The sequence below is a fragment of the Shivajiella indica genome (genome assembly GCF_042683085.1).
Classification (GTDB): Bacteria; Bacteroidota; Bacteroidia; order Cytophagales; family Cyclobacteriaceae; genus Shivajiella; species Shivajiella indica.
Window position 1 is genome coordinate 444,843 of record NZ_JBHUIV010000010.1, and the last position, 23,945, is coordinate 468,787.

Below are 23,945 nucleotides of genomic sequence, written 5' to 3' on the forward strand. Positions count from 1 at the left end.
GTAAAATATTGATAGTCAGACCCATGTAATCTGAAGTCGTATTGGTAATAGAAAATGGCATGAAAGAATTGAAAATATACCAGGTAGATGCTTTTTCAGAGAAGATTTTTGGGGGAAACCCAGCTGCTATTGTGCCATTGACAGCGTGGCTTGAGGATGGAAAACTCCAAAAAATTGCCATGGAAAACAACCTTTCTGAAACTGCATTTTATGTTAAAGAAGAGGAACAATATCAGATTAGATGGTTTACCCCTAAGGTGGAAGTGGATCTATGCGGGCATGCTACCCTGGCATCTGCCCATGTATTATTTGAACATGAAGGTTTTCAAAGGGATATATTGCATTTTTATTCTCATCGTTCAGGAAATTTGAATGTCAAAAAATCTACAATTGGACTTACTTTGGATTTCCCGACTGATACTGTTGAAAGGACCAAAATAAGTAATGAAATGTTGGGTTGTTTTACCCATAAACCCATTGAAGCATACAGGGGAAAAACTGATTTGGTTTTGGTTTTTCAAAATGAAGAAGATATCAGGCAACTTCAATTTGATTTGGAAAAGATCAAATTAATTGATGCCAGAGGAGTAATTGCTACAGCAAAAGGAGAAGAGGTGGACTTTGTTTCCCGCTTTTTTGGTCCCCAGGTTGGAGTGCCCGAAGATCCGGTTACAGGTTCAGCCCATACTACCCTGACTCCGATTTGGGCTGAAAAATTAGGTAAAAATAAATTGACGGCCAGACAACTTTCCCAAAGGGGAGGGGCATTGACCTGCGAATTATTGGGTGAGAGGGTGGAGATCACAGGTAAGGCCGTGACCTATTTGGAAGGGAGGATTTTTGTTTAAGGCACCTTATACACAAAAGCATTGACATTCATTCCAGCCCCAACAGAAGCAAATACCAGATAATCTCCTGAATGGATGGTATGCTCTGGCATTTCACCTTTGATGATCATATCGTATAAGATAGGAACGGTTGCCACTGAATTATTTCCCAATTTGGAAATGGTCATGGGCATGATGGACGCTGAATCCATTTTTTCTATTCCAAAAATTTTGAAAACTCTTTGAATAATGGCTTCATCCATTTTTGCATTTGCCTGATGGATCAATACTTTTTTAACTTCCTCTATTCCTATTCCTGCTTTTTTTATCGTATCAGCTACCAGATTTGGAACTGTATTCAGGGCATATTCATAAAGTTTCCTTCCGTTCATTTTCATGAATAAAGTATTATCCTCAAATTGAGGATGATAGGAAATGTCCATTTTAAGAAAATGCGCTTCCGAAAATGTGTCTGACCTTGTTTTATGGCAAATCAATCCAATGGGTTTTTCAGATTCAATCGCTTCAACTACTATAGCCCCTGCGCCATCTGAATAAATCATACTGTCGATATCATGGGGATCGGCTATTCTGGAAAGGTTCTCAGCCCCTATTACCAAAACTTTCTTTGCATCTCCGGATTTGATGTAATAATCTGCCTGAATGACACCCTGAACCCAACCTGGACATCCGAAAGGCAGGTCATAAGCCACACAGTCAGGGTTTTTGATTTTCAACAAATGTTTCACCCTTGATGCCAGTGAAGGCACCATATCTGACTTTTGATTATTGAATAAAATATCTCCAAAATTATGGGCAACAATAATATAATCCAGGGTTTCCGGATCAATATTGGCAGATTTAATCGCCTCGTCGGCAGCAAAAAAGCCCATATCAGAGGTATTGAATTCAGGTTTAAGGTACCTTCTTTCCTTGATATCAGTGATTTCCTGAAATTTTCTTATAATTTCCTCATTGGACTTTGGAATTGGATCTCCCTTTTCGTTGATAAAACTCCTGTTAAGAAAATCTTCATTTTTGACTACAATATCTGGAATGTATTTCCCTGATCCTGAAATTACCGAATATATGGACATGCCTATTACTTAATTCTTGGTGATTGTTTGTTTATATCCTTGAAATGTAGAAAAAATGTTTTAAAACAAATAGGAAAATCCTATTCAATTTACTGAGTTCAAGAAATAAAAAAACACCCTTGCAAAGTCCAATTTAGGCGCAAAGGTGTTGGATGTAGATGAAGTTTATTGTTAAAGATTTGGCTGAGGGGTAGTTCTTAAATAAGGCTTGATTTTTTTGTGCCCCTTTGGAAATTTAGCTGGAATATCTTCATCCTTAATGCTGGGTAAAATCACTACCTCTTCTCCGTTTTTCCAATTTGCAGGTGTAGCTACAGAATGGTAGGCAGTCAATTGCAATGAATCAATAACCCTCAATAATTCATCAAAGTTTCTACCGGTGCTTGCAGGATATGTAATGATTAATTTGATCTTTTTATCGTTCCCAATCACAAAAACAGACCTTACGGTGGCCTTTTCACTTGCATTGGGATGGATCATGTCATACAATTCTGAAATTTTTCTATTCTCATCAGCTATCAAAGGGAAATTGACAGTGGTATGCTGGGTTTCATTAATATCATTGATCCAGTTTTTATGGTCAACCAAACCGTCAACACTTAAAGCCAATACTTTTACATTCCGCTTATCGAACTCAGATTTTAATTTTGCTACTGTTCCAAGTTCAGTAGTACAAACTGGCGTATAATCTGCTGGATGGGAAAACAAAACCCCCCAGCCATCTCCCAGGTATTCATGGAAATTGATTTTTCCTTCTGTTGTTTCCGCAGTGAAATCCGGTGCTAAATCTCCTAATCGTAAAGTCATTTGTTTAATATATTTAGTCTATAAATTTTGTAGGGAAAGGTAAATAATTTTTAAACTCTTTCAAAGAGATTGTGAAGGCTTTTTGGTGAAGATTTTTAGTTTTCAAAAAAAAGCCTATTTTTTGAAAAGGTTAAAAAATTGATTCTATTTACAGTCCAAAATAAGTAATATGATAAAAGTAAAGGCAGTATTATCCTTTATAATCCTGGTTTGGGCCGGAGTTATTTGTAATGCCCAAGTGTTGGAAATCGAGAAATACGATATTTCAATAGCAGGTATTTCCATAGGGGAAATGGTTGCCAAAAAAGAAGCAAAAGGAGAGGAAATCCATTATGAACTCAAAAGTTCTGTACACTTCTGGTTTTTTGGTAAAGTCAGTCTTGATTATTTGACTCATGCTATATACAGGGATATGATGTTGATAAAAGCGACGACCACCTCGAAATCAAACAGAGGAAATTTCGGAGCAAAAATTGACTGGATGAAGGACCATTATGATGTGAAAGCTACCAATTATAAATATGAATTGGATACCACCATTCATAAACCATATCATTACAGTTCTGCTGTTTTTTATTTTGAAGAACCCAAACAAGCGAAGGAATTTATTCCGGAGGCATATGGAAGACCCTCTCATATCAAAAAGGTAAAAGACTACTATGAAGTCAATGTGAACGGGAATAAAAATAGGTTTTATTACGTAAATGGTAAATTGGACAAAGCAGTCATGGAGTTTCCCATCAAAAATTATGTCGTGAAAAGGAAATAAGTGGAATAAAGTCTGATTTCGGAAGTTGGGTTTAGTATCCTGCGTCATGTTGAGCAAAGCGAAACATCCCAATGTCAAAATCCAAGAGACCGGCACACTGATTCGTTAAAATTAGTATTTACAGAAAGGAAATGACATCTTTTGTTATCTTGAGTTGCTGGAAGAGCTTATCCCGATGCTTTTGGGATATAAAATTGAAAGCTTAAAAAAAACGGAGAGATAAAACCCCTCCGATTATATGTCTGTTCAATACCTATGAAGAAAATTTACTTCATTACAAACTTATAGTTTATAAAATAATGTTTGGTTAAGTCATTGTGAAGTTTAAATCAACAAAAGATTGTCTCATTTTTTCTCGTCCAACATGATTTCTTGATTTTTCAATATATCCATGGCAAACAATGACATGGCTTTTACACCTGTTTTGATGGTGGGTTCAGGTAATGGCGCAAAATAGGGGCTGTGTAATCCGGGAATATCCAGACCTTTTTCTTCGGCTTCTTTTAAAAATTCAGGATCATTGGCGCCAAGATAAAACATAGTAATCGGGATTTTTCTTTCCTGCATCCCAAATCTACTGAAGTCTTCCCCGATCATCTGGGCTTCTACTTCCACCACTTTGTCTTCTCCAATGTTATTTTTAAAAACCTTGACCATTTGTTCCGTTAAATCAACATCATTGATCAGAGCAGGTGTATGGGGTTCACGGATCCAATAGGTAGGCATTTTTGAATCAGGTAGGCCAGCAGCTTTAGCCAGATTCTCACTTATTCGTTTCACGCTGGAAATCATTTCTTCCCTTACTTCTGGTGAATAAGACCTTAAAGTCAGCTTCATTGTGACTTCATCCGGTATGATATTGTGGACAGTTCCTCCTTGAATGGAACCGACGGTAACAACAGCAGGGTCCGTTGGTGCTATTCTCCTGCTAACAATAGTCTGATATGCCTGAATCATTTGTGCACTGAGAACAATGGGGTCAATTCCTTTATGTGGAGCTGCCCCATGCGCACCTTCCCCATAAACGGTCACATTCATCATATCCACTCCGGCCATCAAAGGACCTGGTTTATAACCTAACATACCTGCTGGGAGAAAGGGGTCATCATGTAAGGCTATAGCATAGTCAGGATACGGAAATTTTTCATACAAACCATCATTCATCATTTTCCATGCCCCCATTCCGGTCTCCTCTGCAGGTTGACCCACCATCAAGAGGGTGCCTCTCCATGAGTCTTTGAATTCCACCATCATTTTTGCCGTACCCACAAATACAGTCATATGGATATCATGACCGCAGGAATGTGCCACATAAGTTTCCTTGCCATCGTTTCCTATTGTTTTTTTGGTAGAGGCATAAGGCAACCCTGTTTTTTCTTCCATAGGCAGGGCATCCATATCAGAACGGATCAACAAAACAGGCCCTGGACCGTTTTTCAAAACCCCAACCAAGCCATATCCACCTATACCTTCGGTCACATCATAACCAAGTGATCTCAATTCCAGGGCAATCCTTGCTGAAGTTTCCTTTTCCTGGGAGGAAATTTCAGGATTTTGGTGAAGGTGCTTATATAAAGCATCCAGTTCAGGATAAATTTTATTTACATAGGAATCCACTGTTTGTGCCTGTCCAGTGAAAATGGTCAATATGAAGGAACTCAGAGTGAGGAATACTTTGTTAAATCGCATAGTCAATGAAATATTTCTTGCTGGCAAATTAATCAAATAATTCCCTCACTCGAAGATATGTTTTAATTTCAGGCCGGAATTCCTTTTAAAAAATGCCGATTATTCATAAATCCTCTTATGGTAAAGCCCCAAAATGGCTGATCAATGGACATTTGGAGACCATTTACCCCAGTGTTTTTAGAAAAATAGAAGGAATTCAGTACAAGAGAGAAAGAATTTACACTCCTGATAACGATTTTTTGGAAATTGACTGGTCCAAAGTGGGTAGTACTAAATTACTGGTGATCTCCCATGGTCTGGAAGGAAGCTCTGACAGACACTATGCCAAAGGTCTCGCCAAATTATTCAATCAAAACGGTTTTGATGTATTGGCATGGAATAACCGTTCCTGCAGTGGTGAAATGAATATTGGCCCTATTTTATACCACCATGGTGCTTCTTACGATTTGGACACGGTATTGAAATATGTTGAAAGCACCCAACCCTATGAGGAATACTTTCTAGCCGGAATCAGCATGGGAGGAGCCCAAACTTTAAAGTATTTAGGAGAATACGGTTTGAACCTTAACCCTAAAATCAAAAGAGCAGCTGTTTATTCCACACCCTGCAATTTGCCTGATTCTGCTGCAACATTAAGAGAGAAAGGAAATGCTTTTTATAAAAACCGTTTTCTTGATAAACTCAAAGCAAAGATGGCCTTGAAAGGAGCGCAATTCCCCGGTTTAGTGGATTTGGAATATTTAAAAACAGTGAATGATTTCGATACTTTTGATACACATTTTACAGCCAAGGTGCATGGATATAAAGATGCTTATGATTTTTATAGCAGCGTCAGTGCTGATAATTGGATGGTTGACATTCAAATTCCTACCTTGATCATTAATGCCCTGAATGACCCCTTGTTATCGGATAGATGTTATCCGGTGAAACTTGCTGAAAAACATTCCCAAATCTACCTCGAAATGCCCAAAAGGGGAGGGCATACCGGATTTTTGGTGAAAGGAGAGGAGTTTACCTGGTCAGAAAGGAGATTGTTGGAATTTATCAGTGGTTAACTATTGGCACATAATAGTTTAGTTCAGCCCATTCCACAAAATCCAGGTTTTGAAAATGTTTTACCCATTGTTTTTCCTCTCCCTCAGGAACTTTGAAATGGATCATAAAACCGCTGTGGTCAAAAAAAAACGATGGCTCAAAGAACCATCGCTTTTTACAAATTATTACCCAATCAATCGCCGGTATTACCCGGCATATTGAAGTCTTAAATATTTTTATAAGGTTTTAAAAGACAAATGAACTCAGAAGTCTTTTTAATGCCCTGGAATTTTTTCAATCTATTGCCCCTTAAATAATGAATAATCGAAGCTTTTAAAATTTGGTTCTTCATTTTGGAAAATTTAACATTTTAGTAATGAATGCATTGGTGATTTATAGGATTGCTGAACCCCAAAACCTAAAATTGATTTCTCGCAGCGTCCGCAACGGTATCGTAAAGTACGCAGAGAAGAAAAATAATTCTTGGTCTTGGCCCGCTGCGTTCGCTGCGTCTTTCTTTGCGCCTGTTGCCTGAAATAAATAATCCTTTGATGCGAAATGAAATGAACTAAGGTTCTCCTATTGAATTAGTTTGGTTATTCGAAAGATTCAACCTTCAAATCCTTAAAGAATCCCTCCGTCCCAACTTCCACCCAAAGACCGATAGGTCCAGTCGAAGTAGTAACCAACATTTGGTTCACAAGAAATACTTGATGTTTTGATCAATGAGATAAAAATTGGTCGTTTTAGGATTGAAGTTAATATTCAAATGGGTCAGTACAAAAAGCCAAAAAGCCAAAGCGGAATCCTATTTCCGTTTCCAAACTTTATACTGTCAGCCACCACAAATGCATTCGGAACTCCTTTAATCTGTTGAGCAGTTTTGTTTGGTCCTCCGATTTCGAAAAAGTAAATATCATCTACCATAAAGTCCCCAAATTTCGGGAATGTTACATCATGCATGTGACGGAGTTGGTTGAAGAAAAATGTTTCCCTTAAGTTTCCAGAATCAGTTGAAAGAGAAGAAAGGGCAAATGCTAAGTTGGTATTTTGAAGATATATTTTTTCAGGCTTCTGGAGAAAAGATACTCCTTTGGTAGATTGTCTAAGGAGGTTTAATATTTGGGCTTGTTCCAGTAAATCCAGTGTCTTAAGGACAGTATTCCTTGACACTTCCAATCTCTCCGCCAGTTTGCTGATATTAGGAATAAATGGAACAGATTCACTGATGATCATGATCAGCTTTTTCATGTTGCGAATTGTTTGATGCGTCAAGTCCTCCATAGGACTCAAATCCATTTCTAAGACTACCCGTGTTGTTTCCAATAGTCGGGATTTATAGTTGCTTTTATCTTCCTTATAAAAAGGATAGTAGCCAAATTCCAAGTATTCCTTAAATAACGAAAAAACATCTATCTGATCTGTAATCTTTTCGCTCAGTTCTTGATGCTTCTCTAAGATTTCATTTAACATTAGCTTTGGAAGCTTAGCTTTCTTTTCCAGATCTAAAAACTCCCTAAAAGACAAACCTGGTAAATGATAGACCGCAGCTCTTCTTGAGAGATCTGCTTTTCCCTTTTCTAAAGCCAAAATAGAAGAACCTGAGACGATAAACCGAACATCAGGAAAATTATCATAAAGGTTTTTAAGGTCGATTGACCAAAGTTGGTAGCGATGCACTTCATCCAAAAAGAAAGTTTTATATCCTTTTTCAATTAAAGCTTCCACAAAAAGTACAAGTCTGTTTTCTTCAAAAAAGAAATCATCCAAACTCAGATAAATGGAAGGACTTGTAACCTGCTGCATTTGCTGAATAATAAGCGTTGTCTTTCCAACTCCGCGATGTCCTAAAATCAATATCAATCGCTGTGACCAATCTATTTGATCAAACAAATAGCGTCGGAAATCCTGTTTGATTTCTTTCCTTTTTTTCTCAGAAAATTGAATAAGTCGCTCCATGTTGTTTTATACACAAAACAAAAATATATAATGTTTTATATAAAAAACAATTTTTAAATATGTTTTTTGGGAAAAACATATTCTTTTGAATTGTCCAGAAAAGGGTTTTCTAAATATGAAGAAGCGAAAAAGCATGGCTTATGGTTTAATCCCGTTGCGTAAGTCGCGTCTTTCTTGGGGCCCGTTGCGTGAAATAAAACCTTTCTTCATATCTGATCATAAATAAAGTGGCTGTTATGTTTAGGGGATCTTGTATTACAGTTAAATAACATCCATTTTACAAAAAAGAAATCTAGAATTATGACTTCCATAGAAATCAAGAAAGTGAGTTTAACTGAACTTGAAGAACTCCAGAAAATAAGTATTGCGACCTTCATGGAAGCCTTTGCCGATAGCAATTCTGAGCAAAACATGAAAATGTACTTAGAGGAAAGTTTTCCCTTGTCCAAACTTAGGACTGAGCTAAAAAACCCTTTTTCAGAGTTCTATTTCGCGGTTTTGAATGATGAAATCATTGGATACCTGAAAGTCAATTTTAGCGAAGCACAATCAGAACTAAAGGAAGAAAACTCCCTTGAAATTGAAAGAATTTATGTTTTGAAGGATTTTCATGGAAGGAAAGTCGGACAGATTCTTTTTGAAAAAGCTATTCAATTGGCTAAGGAGAAGCAAGTTGAGTTTGTTTGGTTGGGTGTTTGGGAAAAGAATCCGAGAGCCATTGGGTTTTATAAGAAAAACAGCTTTGTGGAATTCGATAAACACCTCTTCAAATTGGGAGATGAGGAACAAACCGATATCATGATGAAACTTAAATTGTAAAAATTACATAATGAGTTTATTTCCCTTTATATTTACCCCATAATTTCAAAGGCAAAAATCTAAATAAAAATTAAATCCAATAATGATGAAAAATCAAATTTATACCGCACTCTTGGCAGCATTTTCCTTTCTTATCCTTGTTTTTCCTTCATTTGCCCAGGAAAAATTCGGGGGAGTAAGTCTTTACACGGTCAGAAATGAAATGGGAAAAGATCCCAAAGGGACTTTGGCAAAAGTAGCCGAAATAGGTTATAAGAACATAGAATCTGCTGATTATAGAGACGGAAATTTTTATGGCCTAACACCGGAGGAATTCAACAAGACTTTGAGTGATCTTGGGATGTCACCTTTGAGTGCCCATATGGGCTCGGCCAATTTGGATAATATCGATAAACATATTGCTGATGCCAAATCAGCTGGATTTAAGTACCTGGTTGCTCCTGTACCGCCTATGGGCTTATTTAAATATGACCCGGCAACCAAAAGTCTATCTATGTCAGAGGACCTTGATCAATTGGTCAGCATTTTAAAGACTATGGGTGAGAAATGCAAAGCGGCAGGTATAGAGTTTTTATACCATAACCACGGTTTTGAATTTGAAAAAAACAGCAATGGAATTGTACCGATCGAGTATATGCTTGAAAAACTGGTTCCTTCTGTTGTCAATTTCCAAATAGACCTGTATTGGGTTGCCAAAGCCGGAGCTGATCCGGTTGTATATTTCAAGAAGTATCCCGGAAGGTTTCCTATCTGGCATTTGAAGGATATGGATGCGCAGGGAAGATTTGCCCCGGTAGGTACAGGATCTATTGACTTCAAGAAGATTCAAAAGCAAATGAAGAAAGCCGGAATGAAATATTACCTTGTTGAGCAGGATCAGACTTTTGATGGCATGGAACCCTTGGAAGCTATCAGGATCAGCCATGGTAATTTGAAGAAATTTGGGTTTAATTAAGAGACCTTTGAGGTTTCTAAAACCTCGAAGGTCTTTTAGAGACTAGAATTGAGTTGAAGATGAATTCCCTGAATTTAAACCTTCGAGGTCTCGAAGACCTCAAAGGTTTCTACTCCGACCTTTGAGGTTTCCAAAAACCTCGAAGGTCTTTTTAGTTTGACTTAAAAGACTTATTTTTAATTAACCAAACTTTTTTAACTATGACAGACATTTTTGAGCCTGAAGAAATTTACCATATTTACAATAGAGCCATAGGAAACGAGAAACTTTTCTTATCTGAAGAAAACTACTCCTATTTTCTTAACAAATACCATCAGTTTTTGGGGGACAAGCTGGAGACCTTGGCTTATTGTTTGATACCTAATCATTTTCATTTTTTGGTAAAAATTAAACCCAATATTACTAATGAAAAACTTGTAAAGGCTTTTGCTGATTTTCAAAATTCATATTCAAAAAGTTTCAATAAAGCATTTAAGAGACATGGGGCATTATTCCAAAGAAAGTTTAAACGAAAGAAAATTGATTCGGAGGAATACCTAAGCCAGGTTATTATTTACATCCATTTAAACCCAGTCAAACACAAAATTACACAAAGCCCCTTTGATTGGAATTTTTCCTCTTTGAAAACATATTTGTCAGAAAAACCAACCAAGTTAAATCGAAGTATGGCTTTAGAATGGTTTGGTGGTTTGGAGGGCTTCCGTATCTCACATCAAGAGAATGTTGTAATTTATTTGCCGGATGAATTTCAAATGGAGTAAAACCAATTAAAGCAAAACCTTCGAGGTCTCGAAGACCTCAAAGGTTACTACTTCGACCTTTGAGGTTTCTAAAACCTCGAGGGACTTTAATGTATTCTAATATTCAATTGATCAGCTTTTCCTAAATAAAAAAACCTTCGAGTGCGCTGCGGCGTACTCAAAGGTTTAAACTTACATCCTCGTAATTCCTGACTCCAATTCCTTTAAATAAGGCTGCTCGTAAAACCTTCTGCCAGTAGCTTTGTACATGGCATTTGCAACAGCTCCGAAAATAGGAGGGAAGAGCGGTTCTCCCAAACCTGTAGGATCAATGTCATTTTTTACAAAATGGACTTCCACTTTCTTAGGCGCTTCGGCCATACGGATCATGCGGTATTGATGGAAATTGTTTTTTTGAGGCACTCCCTCCTTGAAAGGTAATTCCCCATAGAAGGCATTTCCGATCCCATCCACTATAGCACCTTCACCCATATTGGCAGCAGCATCAGGATTGATGACAATACCACAATCAACGGCAGCATAGACATTTTCCACTACTGGTTTATTCCCTTCCAATCTAAGATCCAAAACTTCAGCTACATAGGAATTGTGGCAGAAATAGGCAGATACCCCTCTATGAGTTCCGGGTTGGTTTTGTCCCCAGTTGGATTTTTCACGAACTAATTCCAATACCCCTGCATAGCGGCCAGGATCGTAGTCATTTCTATTTCCAACTGGATTTTCCTTTGCTCTTTTCAGTAATTCCAATCGAAATTCGATGGGATCTTTCCCCATGGCTTCAGCCAGTTCATCCAAAAACGATTGTTCTGCTCCAGCGATAAAATTAGATCTTGGTGCTCTGAATGCCCCAATGGTGATATTGGACGGAATATCCCATCCTTCTGCCAGGTAGTTTTCAATGGCACCTGCCGGGAATCGGTTAGGATGGATGGGGGTCTCAGGAATACCTCCGGCTTTTACATGAAAGGCCAAAAGATTATTGTCCTCATCCAAAGCAGCCCTGTAAGTTGCAGAGTAGGTAGGTCGGTAGATGCCATAAGTCATGTCATCTTCCCGGGTGTACACCATTTTTATAGGAGCTCCGATCTTTTTGGAAATGAGTGCTGCTTCTACCATGTGGTGGCTGTATGCACGTAAACCAAAACCTCCTCCCATACGGGCAAGGTTGATCTGGATTTTTTCTTTTGGAAGACCTAATGTAGCGGAAAGGGTCCGGATAATAAATTCAGGTGCTTGCGTAGGTCCGTAAATGACCGCCTTATCTGAAGTCACATGAGCAAAGCAATTCACAGGCTCCATAGTATTGTGGGCCAGGAAGGGTGCGTTATAAGTTCTTTCGATCACTTTTGCAGCCTTTTTGAAAGCTCCTTCGGGATCACCGTCACGACGGAGTATATTTCCAGGTTTTTGTATATACTCGGCCATTTTGGCTTTGTGGGTTTCGGAGTTTTCCAACCCTGCAGGAATGACCACAGTAGAAACATCCTCTCCAAATCCAGCCATCATAAAATTGGATTGGGGCGCATTTTCCCATTCCACCTTCAAAGCTTTTTTGGCTTGAAAAACTTCCCAAGTTGAATTTCCAACAATTGCGATTAACTCCGGAAAGGTGGCAGTGTCAAAATAGTTTCTTTCATAATCTTCTTTGAAAATGTTGATCGTAAATACCTCCTGAATGCCGGGCATATTCATAACTGAAGAGTTATCGAAAGATTTCAGTTTCATTCCAAAAGCCGGTGGATGGATGATGGCAGCGTATTTCATGCCTTCTACTTTGTAGTCGATTCCGAACAATGGTTTTCCGGTAAGGATTTTTTCGTTGTCTACATTTTTTTTCGAGTTACCAATGATTTTGAAGTCTTTGATTTCTTTCAATTGGACTTCCTCAGGTACTTCCAAAGTGGCGGCAAGGGAGGCCATCACACCATAACCTACCTTTTTTCTGCTTGTCTTATGTTCCAGCAATCCAGCATTCGTAGTGATTTCTGATGCAGGAACATTCCAGGTTTGTGCAGCCGCATTCACCAACATGGCCCTGGCGGTTGCTCCAGCTGTACGCAGTGGAGACCACCCTTGACGAATTCCTTGACTACCCCCGGTAAACTGTCTCTGAAATCTCTCCGGCCAGAAATCTGCCTGCTCTACCATCACCATTTTCCAATCTACATCCAGTTCATCAGCAAGGATCATAGGCATGGAGGTTTTGACATTGGAACCAAATTCAGGATTGGGCGAAAATAGCGTTACTGCTCCATTTTCTCCAATTTTGATATAACTGTTGAGTTCAAACCATTCCTTTGGCATTTCTAGAATTTGTTCAGGAGTGGGTTTGCAACCCGCCAGCCAGCTAAAGCTCAGCATCATACCGCCTCCAGCCAATGCCGATGCCTTCAAAAATGATCTTCTATCGAGTTTTGTTTTTACAATGCTCATGATTTAATGCTTTTAGTTAGGAATTAGCGGCAGTTTTGATGGCCTTTTTGATGCGTACATAAGTTCCGCAACGGCAGATATTGCCATTCATGGCATTGTCTATATCCTCATCACTCGGATTGGGATTTCGGTCCAACAAAGCTACTGCGCTCATAATCTGACCTGCCTGGCAATAGCCGCATTGGGGTACATCGTGCTTCAACCAGGCTTTCTGTACAGGATGATCTCCATTTTCCGAAAGACCTTCTATGGTAGTGATTTTAGCGCCTTCCACTGCTGATACAGGGATGGAACAGGAGCGTACCGCGTTTCCATCCATAATTACCGTGCAGGAGCCACATTGGGCTATGCCGCATCCATATTTGGTTCCCACCAAGTCAAGATGGTCTCTCAATACCCACAATATTGGGGTGTTAGGATCGACTTCCACTGTTTGTGATTTTCCGTTGATGCTGAGGTTGAATTTTGCCATATTTTGATTTTTTGGAGTTGCTACTGGTTATTTAGACTTTTTTTTACTAAACATGATATTTATAGATATTGGACCCGCCATGTCGGACGAGATATTTATGGATATTTTTTATGAAACGAATTGAACTGATTTTTTAAGAAAGCTGAGGAAAGAAAGGTTGCTGATATAGCCGCTTACCTGTTGCCTGGTAAAGGGCATTGGCCAAGGCAGCAAATACCGGAGGATAGCCGGGCTCACCCAAACCTGTGGGGTCAATCTGACTTTCCACGAAATAGGTTTCAATTACTTTTGGAGCCTCACTCATCCTGATCATACGATAGCGGTCGAAGTTGAATCGGTCAGGAACGCCTTTATTGAACTTCAATTCTCCATACATGGCAGTTCCAATACCGTCGACTACACAACCTTCGCAGAGGTTTTTCGCAGCATCAGGATTGATGATCAGGCCACAATCCACTGCCTGAATGACTTTTTCAACTTTTACCTGCCCATTTTCGATCTTGAGATCCACTACCTGGGCGGCATAGCTGTTGTGACAGAAATAGGCAGAAACCCCTCTGGAAATTCCAGCGGGAACCTGTCCCCAATTGGACTTTTCTCTTACCAGTTCCAAGACCCCTGAGTATCTGTCAGGATCATAATCGTTGTTTTGCCCGACCGGATTTTCTTTTGCTTTCTTCAATAATTCCAAGCGGAAGTCAATGGGGTCTTTTCCAATAGTCTCAGCAAGCTCATCCAAAAAGGATTGTTCTGCGGCAGCAATAAAGTTGGACCTTGGAGCCCTAAATGAGCCCACGGTTATATTGGAGGCTACGATCCATTCCTCTGCCAGGTAATTTTCCACAGCTCCGGCAGGGAAGCGGTCCGCATACAAAGGAGGCTCCACCAATCCCCCGGCATTCACATGGAATCCGATCAGTTTGTTGTCCTTGTCTAAAGCTGCCCGATAGGTAGCCTGGTACATGGGGCGGTAGATTCCCCCGGTCATATCGTCTTCTCTGGAATAGATCAATTTGATTGGAGCATTGACTTTTTGGGAAATCACTGCTGCCTCGATCAACCAGTGTGCATAGGAACGACGACCATAGCCACCGCCCAGGCGGGTCATGTCAATATGGATATTTTCAATCGGAATCCCTAATCTTGAAGAAAGGGCCTGTTCGGTCAGTTCAGGTTTCTGTAATGGTCCTGCACATTCTACTATATCTCCCTGCACATGGGCAAAGAAATTCATCGGTTCCATACAGTTGTGTGCAAGAAATGGCCCATTGTAGGTCCTTTCGATTACTTTTGCAGCTGTACGAAAGACAGCGTCGGGATTACCGTCTTTTCTGACGGTTCTTGCACTTTTAGCTGCAATATTCATTTTTTGGAGCTGTTCCTGTTCGTCTTCCAGTCCTCCCGGTATGGCCCTCAATTCTTTTCTGCCGTTCCAGTCCCTTTTTTCCTGATAGGTCGAGAACTCCTCCCATTCAACTTTCAGTGCCTTTTTGGCCAGCATCACTTCCCAGGTGGTATTGCCCACGATGGCTACCAGGTCGGTGAAGCTCGTGGTATCAAAAAAGGTGCGTTCGTAATCATCCTGATGGGATTTGATCTGGAAAACATCTTTGATTCCGGGCATGGATTTGACCTCCGTTGCATCAAAAGATTTTAATCGCAGTCCATGTGCAGGCGGATGGATGATCATGGCATAAAGCATGCCCTCTTTCTTGTAATCGATTCCAAAGAGCGGTTTGCCGGTGACAATATTTTTGGCATCAACATTTTTATGGGATTTGCCTATCAGCCTGAATTCGGAAATTTCCTTCAAAGGTACATCTTCAGGAACAGGCAGGGTGGCTGCCAAAGAAGCCATTTCTCCAAAATGGGCTTTCTTACCGCTTGCTTTGTGGACCAAAAATCCAGGCTCGGTGCTAATTTCTGAGGCATCAACCTGCCATGTTTGGGCAGCGGCATTGATTAACATTTTTCGGGCTGTGGCTCCTGCCGTCCGAAGGGGTTTCCAACCAATTCGGATGGCCTGACTTCCCCCGATAAATTGCCTGGTAAAATTGTCAGTATCCAATGGGGCTTGCTCCACCTCCACCTTGTTCCAGTCGGCATCCAACTCCTCCGCAACAATCAAAGGCATGCCGGTTTTTACATTTTGGCCTCCTTCCGGATTGGGAGACATGATGGTGATAAGTCCGTTTTCCCCGATTTTGATAAATCCATTTACCCTATACCAATCCTTGGGCATGCCAAGTACTTCTTCCATTTCCTGGGGTTTACACCCGGCCAGCCAGCCAAAACTAAGCATCATTCCGCCCCCTGCGAGGGCAGAGACTTTCAAAAATGAACGGCGGTCAAGGGAAGTTTTGGATAAGGTCATTTTATGAGTTGATGGATTATCTTCTCAATTTACCAGTATATAGCCCTAATGTCAAGGCAAATTGATTGAAGGTTATTTTGAATTTGTTTTCGACGAAAGAGAAACCAGTTAGATTTCATTACTTTCCTATCTTATGCGTTTCTCTTACACTACTAAAGGTCATGGCAAGCATTTGCCAGTCAGAACCCTCTTTATGATAGACTTCAGTCACCGTAAACTCCACCTTGGCATCATTTCCTCGGACTACCGATTCGAGTGTGATCCGGTTCCAGACAACAGCAGTATTGCCCACGAGTTCCACCGCTGTGTCATGGACAGTAGCTTTTTTGTACCAGATGCTCCCTGTTTCGATGATTTCCAGTTCACGGGCTGTGGTCCATGTTCCGCTCATATGAACAAACTTTGCCTGAGGGTGGAATAGGGGAGTGAGCTTGGCGATGTCCTTATCAGCCATCCACTGCCATTTGTCCATAGATAGTTGGATGATTTCCTTTTCAGTATTGCTGGTTGATGAATTTTGAGCTTGGATAGGGAATATAAGAGTTGCCATCAGGAGGGTGGCCAGGAGAAATGATTTCATTGTAGTGTAGAATTGGTATGAGTCTTTAGAAAAATATAATATTTTGATCAATCAAAATTATTGTTTACAAATCAAGTTCTATTACGAAAATCAAACAAGGAATTGGTAGAATCAAATGGTGTGGATTTCAAAATCGCCCAGGCCAAAAAGGATTTCGAGGAAAACATCAGATTGACGGCCGTGAACTTGAGCCATTTTCGGAACTTCAAACAGGAATTGAAGGAAATGGTTTTAAAAAGGATGAAGGAAAGGGAGAAAAAATAGATTTTCAGGTTTGAAAAGTTCAACCCTGCCTTTGCCGTCAGGCAGGCCTTTTAGGGTAGGAATGACATAAACCTATATTTATCCTAATCCACCAGTTTACCGGGGGCTCCGCCACGGAGGACAAGTTATTGAAAAGTTAGACCCTGTCTAGCCGATAGGCAGGCACTTTGTGGTCTTTAATTAATAATGGTCTTTAAATTAAGTTCATAATTTAAAGGATTCAAACGACCCCGAATGGGGTCAAATTTCTTAATAGCCATGGGTGAAATCCATGGGGACGATAATTTATATTTCCTTAAAGCCTCCCGACCCTGAATGGATCGAACATCTATTAATTTATGATCGATTTATCAATCCACCTTTTACTGAGGAGTAATCCTCAACAAAGCATCCGGAGAATTCGTCAGGACATACAATGCCCCTTCCGGCCCTATCTTCACATCCCGAACTCTTCCCATTCCTTTTAAGATGACTTCTTGGCTAAGGACATTATCCCCATCAATCACCAGTCTTCTGATTTCCTGATCTTTGAGCGCAGTAACCAAGAGGTTATTTTGCCATTTGGGAAATTGATTTCCTGTAACAAATTCAGCGGCACAAACTGCAATAGAGGGCGTCCAATAAGTGAGGGGCTGTTCCATTCCTTCTTTGTGGGTTAGGTTGGTAATGGTGCTGCCATCATAATTTACGCCGTAAGTAATAACTGGCCATCCATAATTTCCTGCTCTTTTGAGTCTATTGAGTTCATCCCCTCCTTGTGGACCATGATCCGTAAAGTATATCTCACCTGTCACAGGATGTTGTGCTAAACCCTGAACATTTCGGGTTCCCCAGGCATAAATACCTTGCAAGGTACCATCCTGTCCATAATGAGGGTTGTCCCTTGGGATAGAGCCGTCTGGATAAATCCTGAAGATTTTCCCTTCGGCTCGATAAGGTAACTGAGGGTTATTTCCTGATTGAATGGATTGCTGCATATCACCAATGGTGAAATACAAATATCCCTCCTTGTCAAAGAGTAGGCGGCTTCCCCATCTCATGCCTTCCACCACCAAAATAGAATCAGGTGCCTGGAATAGGGTTTGTTCTTCTACCCATTGATAATCTTTGATTTTTCCTCTGACCAATTTGGTCATGGCGGGAGAGGTTCTTTCAGGAGTATTTTTTGGATTGTGGCTGTAGGCAAAATATATCCAGCCATTCTCATTGTATTTAGGATCTAAAGCTATATCCATCATGCCTCCGACCAAATCCGTACCAAAGATAAAAGGAAGGCCTGCTATTTTCCGGGGATCCAGTTTACCCTTGACTACCCAATATAGATTTCCTTTATTGCCGTTAACCAAGGCCCGGTCTGTATCCACAAATTCGATTCCCCATGGAAATTCTATGCCTTCGGTAACCACTTTTTCGATATTCAAGGTATAGTCATGGGTCTTAATGGTCAATATTTCTTCTTTTCCAGGACTTTCACTGGGTGATTTTCTGGCTTTGAGGATAAATTCTGTCAAGGCATCAATATCATCCGAGCTCAAAGCATTTCCCCATGCGATCATGCTGGTATTGGGAACGCCCTTGCTAATGGCATTTGAAATAGAAGTCTTGTCGTTTCCTTGTTTGAGGTTTTCAGCCAAAAGGGAAGAGCCGGCCGGAGTACCTTTCAAGTCCGCTCCATGGCATCCCATGCAATAGGACTGGTAAACTTTTGCCCCATCCTGTGCCATAGTATTTGAATTCATGGCAAAAAATCCTATGATCACCAGGAAAAGCGATTGTTGTAAGACCTGTATAGATGCACCAAATTGTTTGTTTTTCATTGGAATGGAATTTTCTTAATTATTTGCTGGATGTGAATTTGTTATTTTAAAATTAAGATTTATCTGGAGTAAATGTACATTCGGATAAAGAATAGGGATTCATGAAATCAAACAAAATGGTATGTTTTTCAACCCAATTCTATTTCAGTTCCTTCCTGGGCAAACTCAAAATCCAAAGTACTTGAATATTTCTTTTGAAGTTTATCATTGATGGCATGTAATTCTCCATCCGTTCTAGAAGGGTCGTGATGAAATAGTAAAAGGCGTTTTACTCCTCCCAAAAATGCAATTTTCAAGGCATCCTCCATACTGGAATGTCCCCATCCCAACTTATGTTTATATTCTTTTGAGGTAAACTGGGCATCATGGATCAGTAAATCTGCTTCAGATATAATATCAAACCCTGAAATCCATTTTTTATCCGGGATAATTCCTTCTGGACCCAATGCGGGTTCGTGGTCAGGAATATAAGCCAATGTAGAATTTTTGGTTTCGACCCTAAAACCCACTGTAGGACCTGCATGGATGATGAATCTCGAACTGATTTTGAATGGACCTATCTTAAAATCGCTATTAGAGATTTCATGGAGCGCAAGTTTACAGGGAAGGTCCCGGAGAAGTACTGGAAAGAGGGGTGGGGATAAAAACCGGCTTAGTCTTGCATGCAAATTTAGGGTGACACTGGTTGGCGCCCAGATATGGACTTCCATTCTTGGATCGAATAATGGTTGAAAAAAACCCAAACCCTGGATATGGTCCATATGTAAATGGGTCAGTAAAATATCTATACGCTTAGATGGTTTAGAAGGAATCTTCACTTTTTGCAGACCCGAACCTCCATCTAATATTAGCATATTATTGTCATCAGTTACTGTGACGCAGGAGGTGTTTCCTCCAAAATGGGATGTTTCAGGACCTGAAGCGGGAATCGATCCTCTTACTCCTTTTATTGCAATTTTCATTGTTCCTTAGTTTCCCAGAATATGGCCACAGCTCCAAGAAATTTGCCCATTCTGCCTATTATTGGATAAGAAGTAACCGAAATTTTTTCAATTTTACCCTTTAGGCTCTCGATCCAAAAGGTTTTATGATGGGGGAGTTGGTCACTCAAAGTCTGTACCAAGGGAAGACCTTCCGGTGCCAAGGGTTTTTTTTGTTCATCCAGGGGTTTGAAAATTGTCGACCAGACCTCTACCTTCATTTCACCTGTATCACCAAAACGGGAGCCCAAAATATCTTCAGCGGGTTCATTATAAAAAATAAGGTTCCCGGCAATATCTGTAATAAATACAGGTATGGATAGGCAATCTGCCAATTGCCTGTTTAGGATGATTTCTATTTCATGTGCAGCCATTTTTGGGTGAAAGATGTCTTCTATAAATATAAGAAAACTAATTCATAAAAAATTGAATTATTAATGTTCTATGAATAGTAAAAAAAGAAATCTTTAATTCTAAATATTAGGAATAAAAAAGCCACTGCTAGAAAATAGAAGTGGCTAAAAAAATTACCCCAGTTTTTAATCCGGACAGGTTCCCCAAACAGGCTTGGGTAATGTCCATGATCCTGTGTAAAAATCCTCCGGAATTGTCGGTATTTTGATTACACACCAACTTGATAGATCCTGATTGAAATAATAATTTCCGTTAAACATGCCTGTCATTAACTCAACATTGCTTACGTTCCATTTACCAATGGGTTGGTTGAATCTGGCATTATATACATCAGGTAAACTACCAAACATATGAGACATATTTGTTACTTTGCCCACATCCCAATTTTCTATCGGTTGATTAAATACAGCCCCATAAAACATAAAGGACATATCGGTTACATTGCTCACGTCCCAGGCTTCAATAGGTTGATTAAAAAGAGAAACTCCAAACATAGTGTTCATATTTGTAACTTTGCTTACATCCCAATGCTCTAAAGGTTGATTAAACTGGGATGGTTTTGGATCCAAATTCCAATCCAACAAAAAATTTGCTGCAAATAAATAGGACATATCCGTTACATTGCTTACATCCCAATTGCCTATGGGTTGGTTGAAGTCTGTGCTTAAACCCAAATAACTCAGATCCGTGACTAATGAAGTACATAATTTGGTAAGATCAGCCTTTTCTTCCACCCTCATTTTTAAAAATTCATTATCAACTGCTTCGTATTCTACCCCGTTGATAATTCCTTTATAACCTGGAATGACACCTTCACATTTACAGGTTACACCATTTTCAGCTAAAAAAAACCTAGGTTCCCCTTCGGGTTTAGGAACGAATTTGACTTGAACATTTTTGGTCCCATCTACTAGAATCCTCATGGGGTTTTGGTTTCCGCTGAGATCTCCCTCCCAATTTTGAAAGGCCCATCCCTCTTTAGGTACCGGGGTTAATTCCACTGTTGTTCCTATTGGATATTCTCTTCCTGAAGGATTGGGCACCACCACTTCATTAACTGTTCCTTCCCCAATTATCAATAGATTAAGAGGATAACTTCTTTTTACAAAAAGACCAATAATACTTTTATCAGAATCCATTGTAATTTCCAATGGATTTGATGAACCATCTGCATCACCGTCCCATTTTTGAAATACCCAATCTGTATAGGCTTCTGCCGTGAGTTTTACAGTTTTTCCTTCATCATAGGAATCAAATTTTGGCATCAAATTGATTCTACCTCCCTCTGCTGGGGATGCTGATGTGTCCAACTTGAATGTTGTCTTTGGTTCTTCATTGAAGCAGGAGATCAAAATAAGGACCAAGAGGATTTGGAATAAATTGCTTGTCTTTTTCATTGGGGTATAAATTTGATTAGTGAAAAACTAAAACTATTAATAAAGCCAATGCTGATGGGGTACTATCTGAAATCACCTAGATTACCATTATAAATTTACCACTCAATCATTTTCATATACTGGTAAAAAGGCGACATTTTTTAGAAAAATTTAAGCATTTTATAATATTAAATCATTGATAACCAATATATTAAATATTTACCCTACAATTCTTATTGTGCCAAGGAGAGGAATTAGGGACAATAAATTAAATTGCTTCAAAATCTGTTTTGCCTCTGGTTTTCAAAAATATTGGGTAGGTATTTGCGGAGTTAAAATTTGCAAGTAAGCCGCATCGCAAGTTAGCGGTAAATTCATCAATAAACATTCGAGGTCTGAAAGACCTAAAATGTTTGGGAATCGAACCCTTGAGGTTTTATAAAGCTCCGAGAGTTTTTGGTGTAAAATTTAAACAATTATAAGCATCTTGGTAAAAATAAACCTTCGAGGCCTGAAAGACCTCAAAGGTTTCAATTACATATTTCTAAAGCTCAATGGTGTACTTCCGGTATGTTTTTTAAAGAAATTATTGAAATGGGGCACTTCGGTAAAGCCCAGTGCAAAGGCAATTTCTCCTACGTTCCAATTGCTGTGTTTGAGTAGGACTTTAGCTTCCTGAATTAATCGATCTGCGATGACCTGTGTCGTAGTTTTTCCAGTTGTTTCTTTTACTGCCCGGTTGAGGTGGTTGACATGCACATTTAGATTTTCGGCAAAATCAGAAGCAGAGCGGACCTGCAATTTTGGATGGCTGTCTTCAATTGGGAATTGTCTCTCCAGCAATTCGGTAAACATAGCTGAAATCCTGTGGGAGGCATTGAATGGTTGCCGATCCGTCAGGATATTCGGCTGAAGCTTCATACCAAAATGGATCAGTTCAAGGATGTGACTGCGGATGCTGTCATATTTGTATTTGTATTCGGAATTGAAATCTAGTTCCATTTTTTGGAACAAAGCTTCAACCTCAATTACCTGATCGTCCCTCAATTCAAAAATATGGTTTCCTGAAGGTTGGAAAATTTCATATTGGCTAATATTTCCAAAATTGGACATGAAGTGTGGGTTGAAGATGCAGTACTGCCCCTTCAATTCTTCATGGTGTTCCCATTTATAAGGGATAAGAGGATTGGAAAAGGATAAAGCCTGCTTTTTTACCTCTATGACCTGATCGGCATAATATACGGTACCATGTCCTTTGACCAACATGATTTTGTAAAAATCTCTGCGCCGATAGGGGATAGTAGTCTGCTTTCCGTGGGAATATGGCTCTAATCGGAACATATTAAAATGACCGATGTCATTGCGGATATTTTCTGGGAGCCAACTGAATTTTCTCTTGTAAAATTCCTCTATGGTTTCAGGTTTGTCCATAATTAAAGTAAAGGATTTGATCTTTTAATGAATTCATTATTAAAGGAATAAATCAAACTGATATTCCATATCCAATTATCCACTTCGATTTGGGATACAATTTTTTTGCTTATGATGGATCCCAGGGAAACAGGAAAATCCTTTCTTCCAATGACAATGGAGGCGCTGGCAAAATAGCCATCATCCTCATTCATTTTCAGGTAGAAGAATTGGGGGCTGGCATTGAAGAAATATTTTTCTGAAAGAGGTATTTTGGTAAAATGTGCACCTGTTGCGACAAATTGGTTCAAGGCATAAGGCACTTTTCCCAAGCTCCTACCTGCTAAATAAAGAAAATTGAGTCTAATCTTATCGTTGAATGTATAGCTTGGGGAAATTTCCCCGGCAAAGAACCTTTTGGCTTCCATGCTTTCAACCATGTTACCTGTTCCATCATCAACCATTTTTTCTTCAAAAATAAAGGCAGGATGGGCACCTATATGCAACCTGAATTTATCTGATTTGAAAATCTTATATCTCCACCAAAATATAAAAGACCAAGGTTGACCATCCAGTGCGAAACGCATCTCAGGGTCAAAGCTTAATTTGTCCCCACCAAGAGAAAGTTCAAATATGGCGGCAGGTCTGTTAAGAGAAAAGGCAGGAATAAGGGAAAGTCCATTATTGGTAACACTGATATTTCCTTTAAAATACCCGTTCGGTGATTGTTTTTCTTCTTGGGCATAAGATTTTGCCATTAAAAAAACGACAAGGAAACCTGAAAGCAATAAATTCAATAACCTTCGAAATATTGAATACGGACTGATTTTCATGGTATATACTTTGATTCTAGATGATTTGGATGTTAATACAATTTACTGAAAACCAAAAAGTATCTTGGATTTTCATATTACAAAATTAATACTGTCTCTTGTTTTGTTTGAACTTTTTTCAAATCGATAATTACGAAAATCAAACAATTGATATAGCATAGAGACTTGGAATAAAATAAAATTGGATCGATTTAAAAAAGACATTTTTATGCCCTATACCGGTTATTCACTAAAAGAAGAAAAGATATTTTGAATTGGAAAGCTCTAATAGGAT

General features: G+C 39.4%; 21 protein-coding genes. 7 read left to right on the plus strand and 14 right to left on the minus strand.

The genetic code is table 11. The features are described 5' to 3' along the window. Nucleotides 1-59: 59 nt before the first annotated feature. Nucleotides 60-848 carry a PhzF family phenazine biosynthesis protein gene (locus tag ACFSKV_RS05290; protein ID WP_380800858.1) on the plus strand — a complete coding sequence of 263 codons (789 nt, stop codon included), beginning with the start codon at nucleotides 60-62 and terminating at the stop codon, nucleotides 846-848. Here ACFSKV_RS05290 and ACFSKV_RS05295 read toward each other — a convergent pair. Next, nucleotides 845-1,924: a 3-oxoacyl-ACP synthase III family protein gene (locus ACFSKV_RS05295; RefSeq protein WP_380800859.1), complete on the minus strand. Its 1,080-nt coding sequence runs from the start codon at nucleotides 1,922-1,924 to the stop codon at nucleotides 845-847. The two genes, ACFSKV_RS05290 and ACFSKV_RS05295, sit on opposite strands and share 4 nt — an antisense overlap. 171 nt (nucleotides 1,925-2,095) lie before the next feature. Further along, nucleotides 2,096-2,731: a peroxiredoxin gene (locus ACFSKV_RS05300; RefSeq protein ID WP_380800860.1), complete on the minus strand. Its 636-nt coding sequence runs from the start codon at nucleotides 2,729-2,731 to the stop codon at nucleotides 2,096-2,098. A gap of 169 nt (nucleotides 2,732-2,900) precedes the next feature. On the opposite strand from ACFSKV_RS05300, the gene ACFSKV_RS05305 reads away from it, so the two are divergent. Then, entirely contained in the window at nucleotides 2,901-3,500 is a 600-nt protein-coding gene (locus ACFSKV_RS05305) for a DUF6134 family protein (protein ID WP_380800861.1), read from the plus strand. A gap of 345 nt (nucleotides 3,501-3,845) precedes the next feature. On the opposite strand, the gene ACFSKV_RS05310 is transcribed toward ACFSKV_RS05305, so the two are convergent. Next, entirely contained in the window at nucleotides 3,846-5,189 is a 1,344-nt protein-coding gene (locus ACFSKV_RS05310; RefSeq protein WP_380800862.1) for an amidohydrolase, read from the minus strand. A gap of 92 nt (nucleotides 5,190-5,281) precedes the next feature. On the opposite strand from ACFSKV_RS05310, the gene ACFSKV_RS05315 reads away from it, so the two are divergent. Further along, nucleotides 5,282-6,244 carry a YheT family hydrolase gene (locus ACFSKV_RS05315; RefSeq protein WP_380800863.1) on the plus strand — a complete coding sequence of 321 codons (963 nt, stop codon included), beginning with the start codon at nucleotides 5,282-5,284 and terminating at the stop codon, nucleotides 6,242-6,244. 754 nt (nucleotides 6,245-6,998) lie between these two features. On the opposite strand, the gene ACFSKV_RS05320 is transcribed toward ACFSKV_RS05315, so the two are convergent. Continuing rightward, complete coding sequence (locus ACFSKV_RS05320) at nucleotides 6,999-8,183, minus strand: ATP-binding protein (protein WP_380800864.1); 1,185 nt, start codon at nucleotides 8,181-8,183, stop codon at nucleotides 6,999-7,001. Nucleotides 8,184-8,483: 300 nt separating this feature from the next. Here ACFSKV_RS05320 and ACFSKV_RS05325 point away from each other — a divergent pair, with 300 nt between their 5' ends. The 3 genes from ACFSKV_RS05325 (at nucleotide 8,484) to ACFSKV_RS05335 (ending at nucleotide 10,718) form a co-directional block, all read left to right on the plus strand. Further along, the gene (locus tag ACFSKV_RS05325; protein WP_380800865.1) at nucleotides 8,484-9,002 is read left to right on the plus strand and encodes a GNAT family N-acetyltransferase; all 519 of its coding nucleotides are present in this window, start codon (nucleotides 8,484-8,486) and stop codon (nucleotides 9,000-9,002) included. An 82-nt stretch (nucleotides 9,003-9,084) separates the two neighbouring features. Beyond that, nucleotides 9,085-9,957, plus strand: a complete 873-nt coding sequence (locus tag ACFSKV_RS05330; RefSeq protein ID WP_380800867.1) for a sugar phosphate isomerase/epimerase family protein — start codon at nucleotides 9,085-9,087, stop codon at nucleotides 9,955-9,957. 200 nt (nucleotides 9,958-10,157) lie between these two features. Continuing rightward, nucleotides 10,158-10,718 carry a transposase gene (locus ACFSKV_RS05335; protein ID WP_380800868.1) on the plus strand — a complete coding sequence of 187 codons (561 nt, stop codon included), beginning with the start codon at nucleotides 10,158-10,160 and terminating at the stop codon, nucleotides 10,716-10,718. Nucleotides 10,719-10,889: 171 nt separating this feature from the next. Here the strand turns inward: ACFSKV_RS05335 and ACFSKV_RS05340 are convergent, their stop codons facing one another. The 4 genes from ACFSKV_RS05340 to ACFSKV_RS05355 all read right to left on the minus strand — a co-directional run bounded on the left by ACFSKV_RS05340 (nucleotide 10,890) and on the right by ACFSKV_RS05355 (nucleotide 16,547). Beyond that, nucleotides 10,890-13,151 carry a xanthine dehydrogenase family protein molybdopterin-binding subunit gene (locus ACFSKV_RS05340; RefSeq protein WP_380800869.1) on the minus strand — a complete coding sequence of 754 codons (2,262 nt, stop codon included), beginning with the start codon at nucleotides 13,149-13,151 and terminating at the stop codon, nucleotides 10,890-10,892. Nucleotides 13,152-13,167: 16 nt separating this feature from the next. Further along, the gene (locus ACFSKV_RS05345; protein ID WP_380800870.1) at nucleotides 13,168-13,623 is read right to left on the minus strand and encodes a (2Fe-2S)-binding protein; all 456 of its coding nucleotides are present in this window, start codon (nucleotides 13,621-13,623) and stop codon (nucleotides 13,168-13,170) included. A gap of 133 nt (nucleotides 13,624-13,756) precedes the next feature. Next, complete coding sequence (locus ACFSKV_RS05350; RefSeq protein WP_380800871.1) at nucleotides 13,757-15,997, minus strand: xanthine dehydrogenase family protein molybdopterin-binding subunit; 2,241 nt, start codon at nucleotides 15,995-15,997, stop codon at nucleotides 13,757-13,759. A gap of 118 nt (nucleotides 15,998-16,115) precedes the next feature. Continuing rightward, a complete protein-coding gene (locus ACFSKV_RS05355; protein WP_380800872.1) occupies nucleotides 16,116-16,547 on the minus strand; it encodes a nuclear transport factor 2 family protein in 432 nt (143 codons plus the stop codon). A 132-nt stretch (nucleotides 16,548-16,679) separates the two neighbouring features. On the opposite strand from ACFSKV_RS05355, the gene ACFSKV_RS05360 reads away from it, so the two are divergent. Then, a complete protein-coding gene (locus tag ACFSKV_RS05360; RefSeq protein WP_380800873.1) occupies nucleotides 16,680-16,841 on the plus strand; it encodes a hypothetical protein in 162 nt (53 codons plus the stop codon). Between the two features lie 362 nt (nucleotides 16,842-17,203). Here the strand turns inward: ACFSKV_RS05360 and ACFSKV_RS05365 are convergent, their stop codons facing one another. The 6 genes from ACFSKV_RS05365 to ACFSKV_RS05390 all read right to left on the minus strand — a co-directional run bounded on the left by ACFSKV_RS05365 (nucleotide 17,204) and on the right by ACFSKV_RS05390 (nucleotide 23,671). Further along, nucleotides 17,204-18,658: a PQQ-dependent sugar dehydrogenase gene (locus ACFSKV_RS05365; protein WP_380800874.1), complete on the minus strand. Its 1,455-nt coding sequence runs from the start codon at nucleotides 18,656-18,658 to the stop codon at nucleotides 17,204-17,206. A 128-nt stretch (nucleotides 18,659-18,786) separates the two neighbouring features. Then, entirely contained in the window at nucleotides 18,787-19,620 is an 834-nt protein-coding gene (locus tag ACFSKV_RS05370) for an MBL fold metallo-hydrolase (RefSeq protein WP_380800875.1), read from the minus strand. Beyond that, nucleotides 19,617-20,012: a PAS domain-containing protein gene (locus ACFSKV_RS05375; RefSeq protein WP_380800876.1), complete on the minus strand. Its 396-nt coding sequence runs from the start codon at nucleotides 20,010-20,012 to the stop codon at nucleotides 19,617-19,619. The genes ACFSKV_RS05370 and ACFSKV_RS05375 overlap by 4 nt, the downstream gene beginning before the upstream one ends. Nucleotides 20,013-20,177: 165 nt before the next feature. Next, nucleotides 20,178-21,449 (minus strand): BspA family leucine-rich repeat surface protein, encoded by a 1,272-nt coding sequence (locus ACFSKV_RS05380; protein WP_380800877.1) that lies wholly within the window; start codon nucleotides 21,447-21,449, stop codon nucleotides 20,178-20,180. A 513-nt stretch (nucleotides 21,450-21,962) separates the two neighbouring features. Then, a complete protein-coding gene (locus ACFSKV_RS05385) occupies nucleotides 21,963-22,859 on the minus strand; it encodes a helix-turn-helix domain-containing protein (RefSeq protein ID WP_380800878.1) in 897 nt (298 codons plus the stop codon). 2 nt (nucleotides 22,860-22,861) lie between these two features. Continuing rightward, nucleotides 22,862-23,671, minus strand: a complete 810-nt coding sequence (locus tag ACFSKV_RS05390) for a hypothetical protein (RefSeq protein WP_380800879.1) — start codon at nucleotides 23,669-23,671, stop codon at nucleotides 22,862-22,864. Between the last annotated feature and the right edge of the window lie 274 nt (nucleotides 23,672-23,945).

Coding starts and splice junctions, on each gene's coding strand:
- ACFSKV_RS05345 (WP_380800870.1), bottom strand. CDS start 13,623: ATGGCAAAATTCAACCTCAGCATCAACGGAAAATCACAAACAGTGGAA.
- ACFSKV_RS05355 (WP_380800872.1), bottom strand. CDS start 16,547: ATGGCAACTCTTATATTCCCTATCCAAGCTCAAAATTCATCAACCAGC.
- ACFSKV_RS05320 (WP_380800864.1), bottom strand. CDS start 8,183: ATGGAGCGACTTATTCAATTTTCTGAGAAAAAAAGGAAAGAAATCAAA.
- ACFSKV_RS05365 (WP_380800874.1), bottom strand. CDS start 18,658: ATGAAAAACAAACAATTTGGTGCATCTATACAGGTCTTACAACAATCG.
- ACFSKV_RS05350 (WP_380800871.1), bottom strand. CDS start 15,997: ATGACCTTATCCAAAACTTCCCTTGACCGCCGTTCATTTTTGAAAGTC.
- ACFSKV_RS05310 (WP_380800862.1), bottom strand. CDS start 5,189: ATGCGATTTAACAAAGTATTCCTCACTCTGAGTTCCTTCATATTGACC.
- ACFSKV_RS05385 (WP_380800878.1), bottom strand. CDS start 22,859: ATGGACAAACCTGAAACCATAGAGGAATTTTACAAGAGAAAATTCAGT.
- ACFSKV_RS05295 (WP_380800859.1), bottom strand. CDS start 1,924: ATGTCCATATATTCGGTAATTTCAGGATCAGGGAAATACATTCCAGAT.
- ACFSKV_RS05305 (WP_380800861.1), top strand. CDS start 2,901: ATGATAAAAGTAAAGGCAGTATTATCCTTTATAATCCTGGTTTGGGCC.
- ACFSKV_RS05335 (WP_380800868.1), top strand. CDS start 10,158: ATGACAGACATTTTTGAGCCTGAAGAAATTTACCATATTTACAATAGA.
- ACFSKV_RS05340 (WP_380800869.1), bottom strand. CDS start 13,151: ATGAGCATTGTAAAAACAAAACTCGATAGAAGATCATTTTTGAAGGCA.
- ACFSKV_RS05300 (WP_380800860.1), bottom strand. CDS start 2,731: ATGACTTTACGATTAGGAGATTTAGCACCGGATTTCACTGCGGAAACA.
- ACFSKV_RS05330 (WP_380800867.1), top strand. CDS start 9,085: ATGATGAAAAATCAAATTTATACCGCACTCTTGGCAGCATTTTCCTTT.
- ACFSKV_RS05380 (WP_380800877.1), bottom strand. CDS start 21,449: ATGAAAAAGACAAGCAATTTATTCCAAATCCTCTTGGTCCTTATTTTG.
- ACFSKV_RS05370 (WP_380800875.1), bottom strand. CDS start 19,620: ATGAAAATTGCAATAAAAGGAGTAAGAGGATCGATTCCCGCTTCAGGT.
- ACFSKV_RS05315 (WP_380800863.1), top strand. CDS start 5,282: ATGCCGATTATTCATAAATCCTCTTATGGTAAAGCCCCAAAATGGCTG.
- ACFSKV_RS05390 (WP_380800879.1), bottom strand. CDS start 23,671: ATGAAAATCAGTCCGTATTCAATATTTCGAAGGTTATTGAATTTATTG.
- ACFSKV_RS05375 (WP_380800876.1), bottom strand. CDS start 20,012: ATGGCTGCACATGAAATAGAAATCATCCTAAACAGGCAATTGGCAGAT.
- ACFSKV_RS05290 (WP_380800858.1), top strand. CDS start 60: ATGAAAGAATTGAAAATATACCAGGTAGATGCTTTTTCAGAGAAGATT.
- ACFSKV_RS05325 (WP_380800865.1), top strand. CDS start 8,484: ATGACTTCCATAGAAATCAAGAAAGTGAGTTTAACTGAACTTGAAGAA.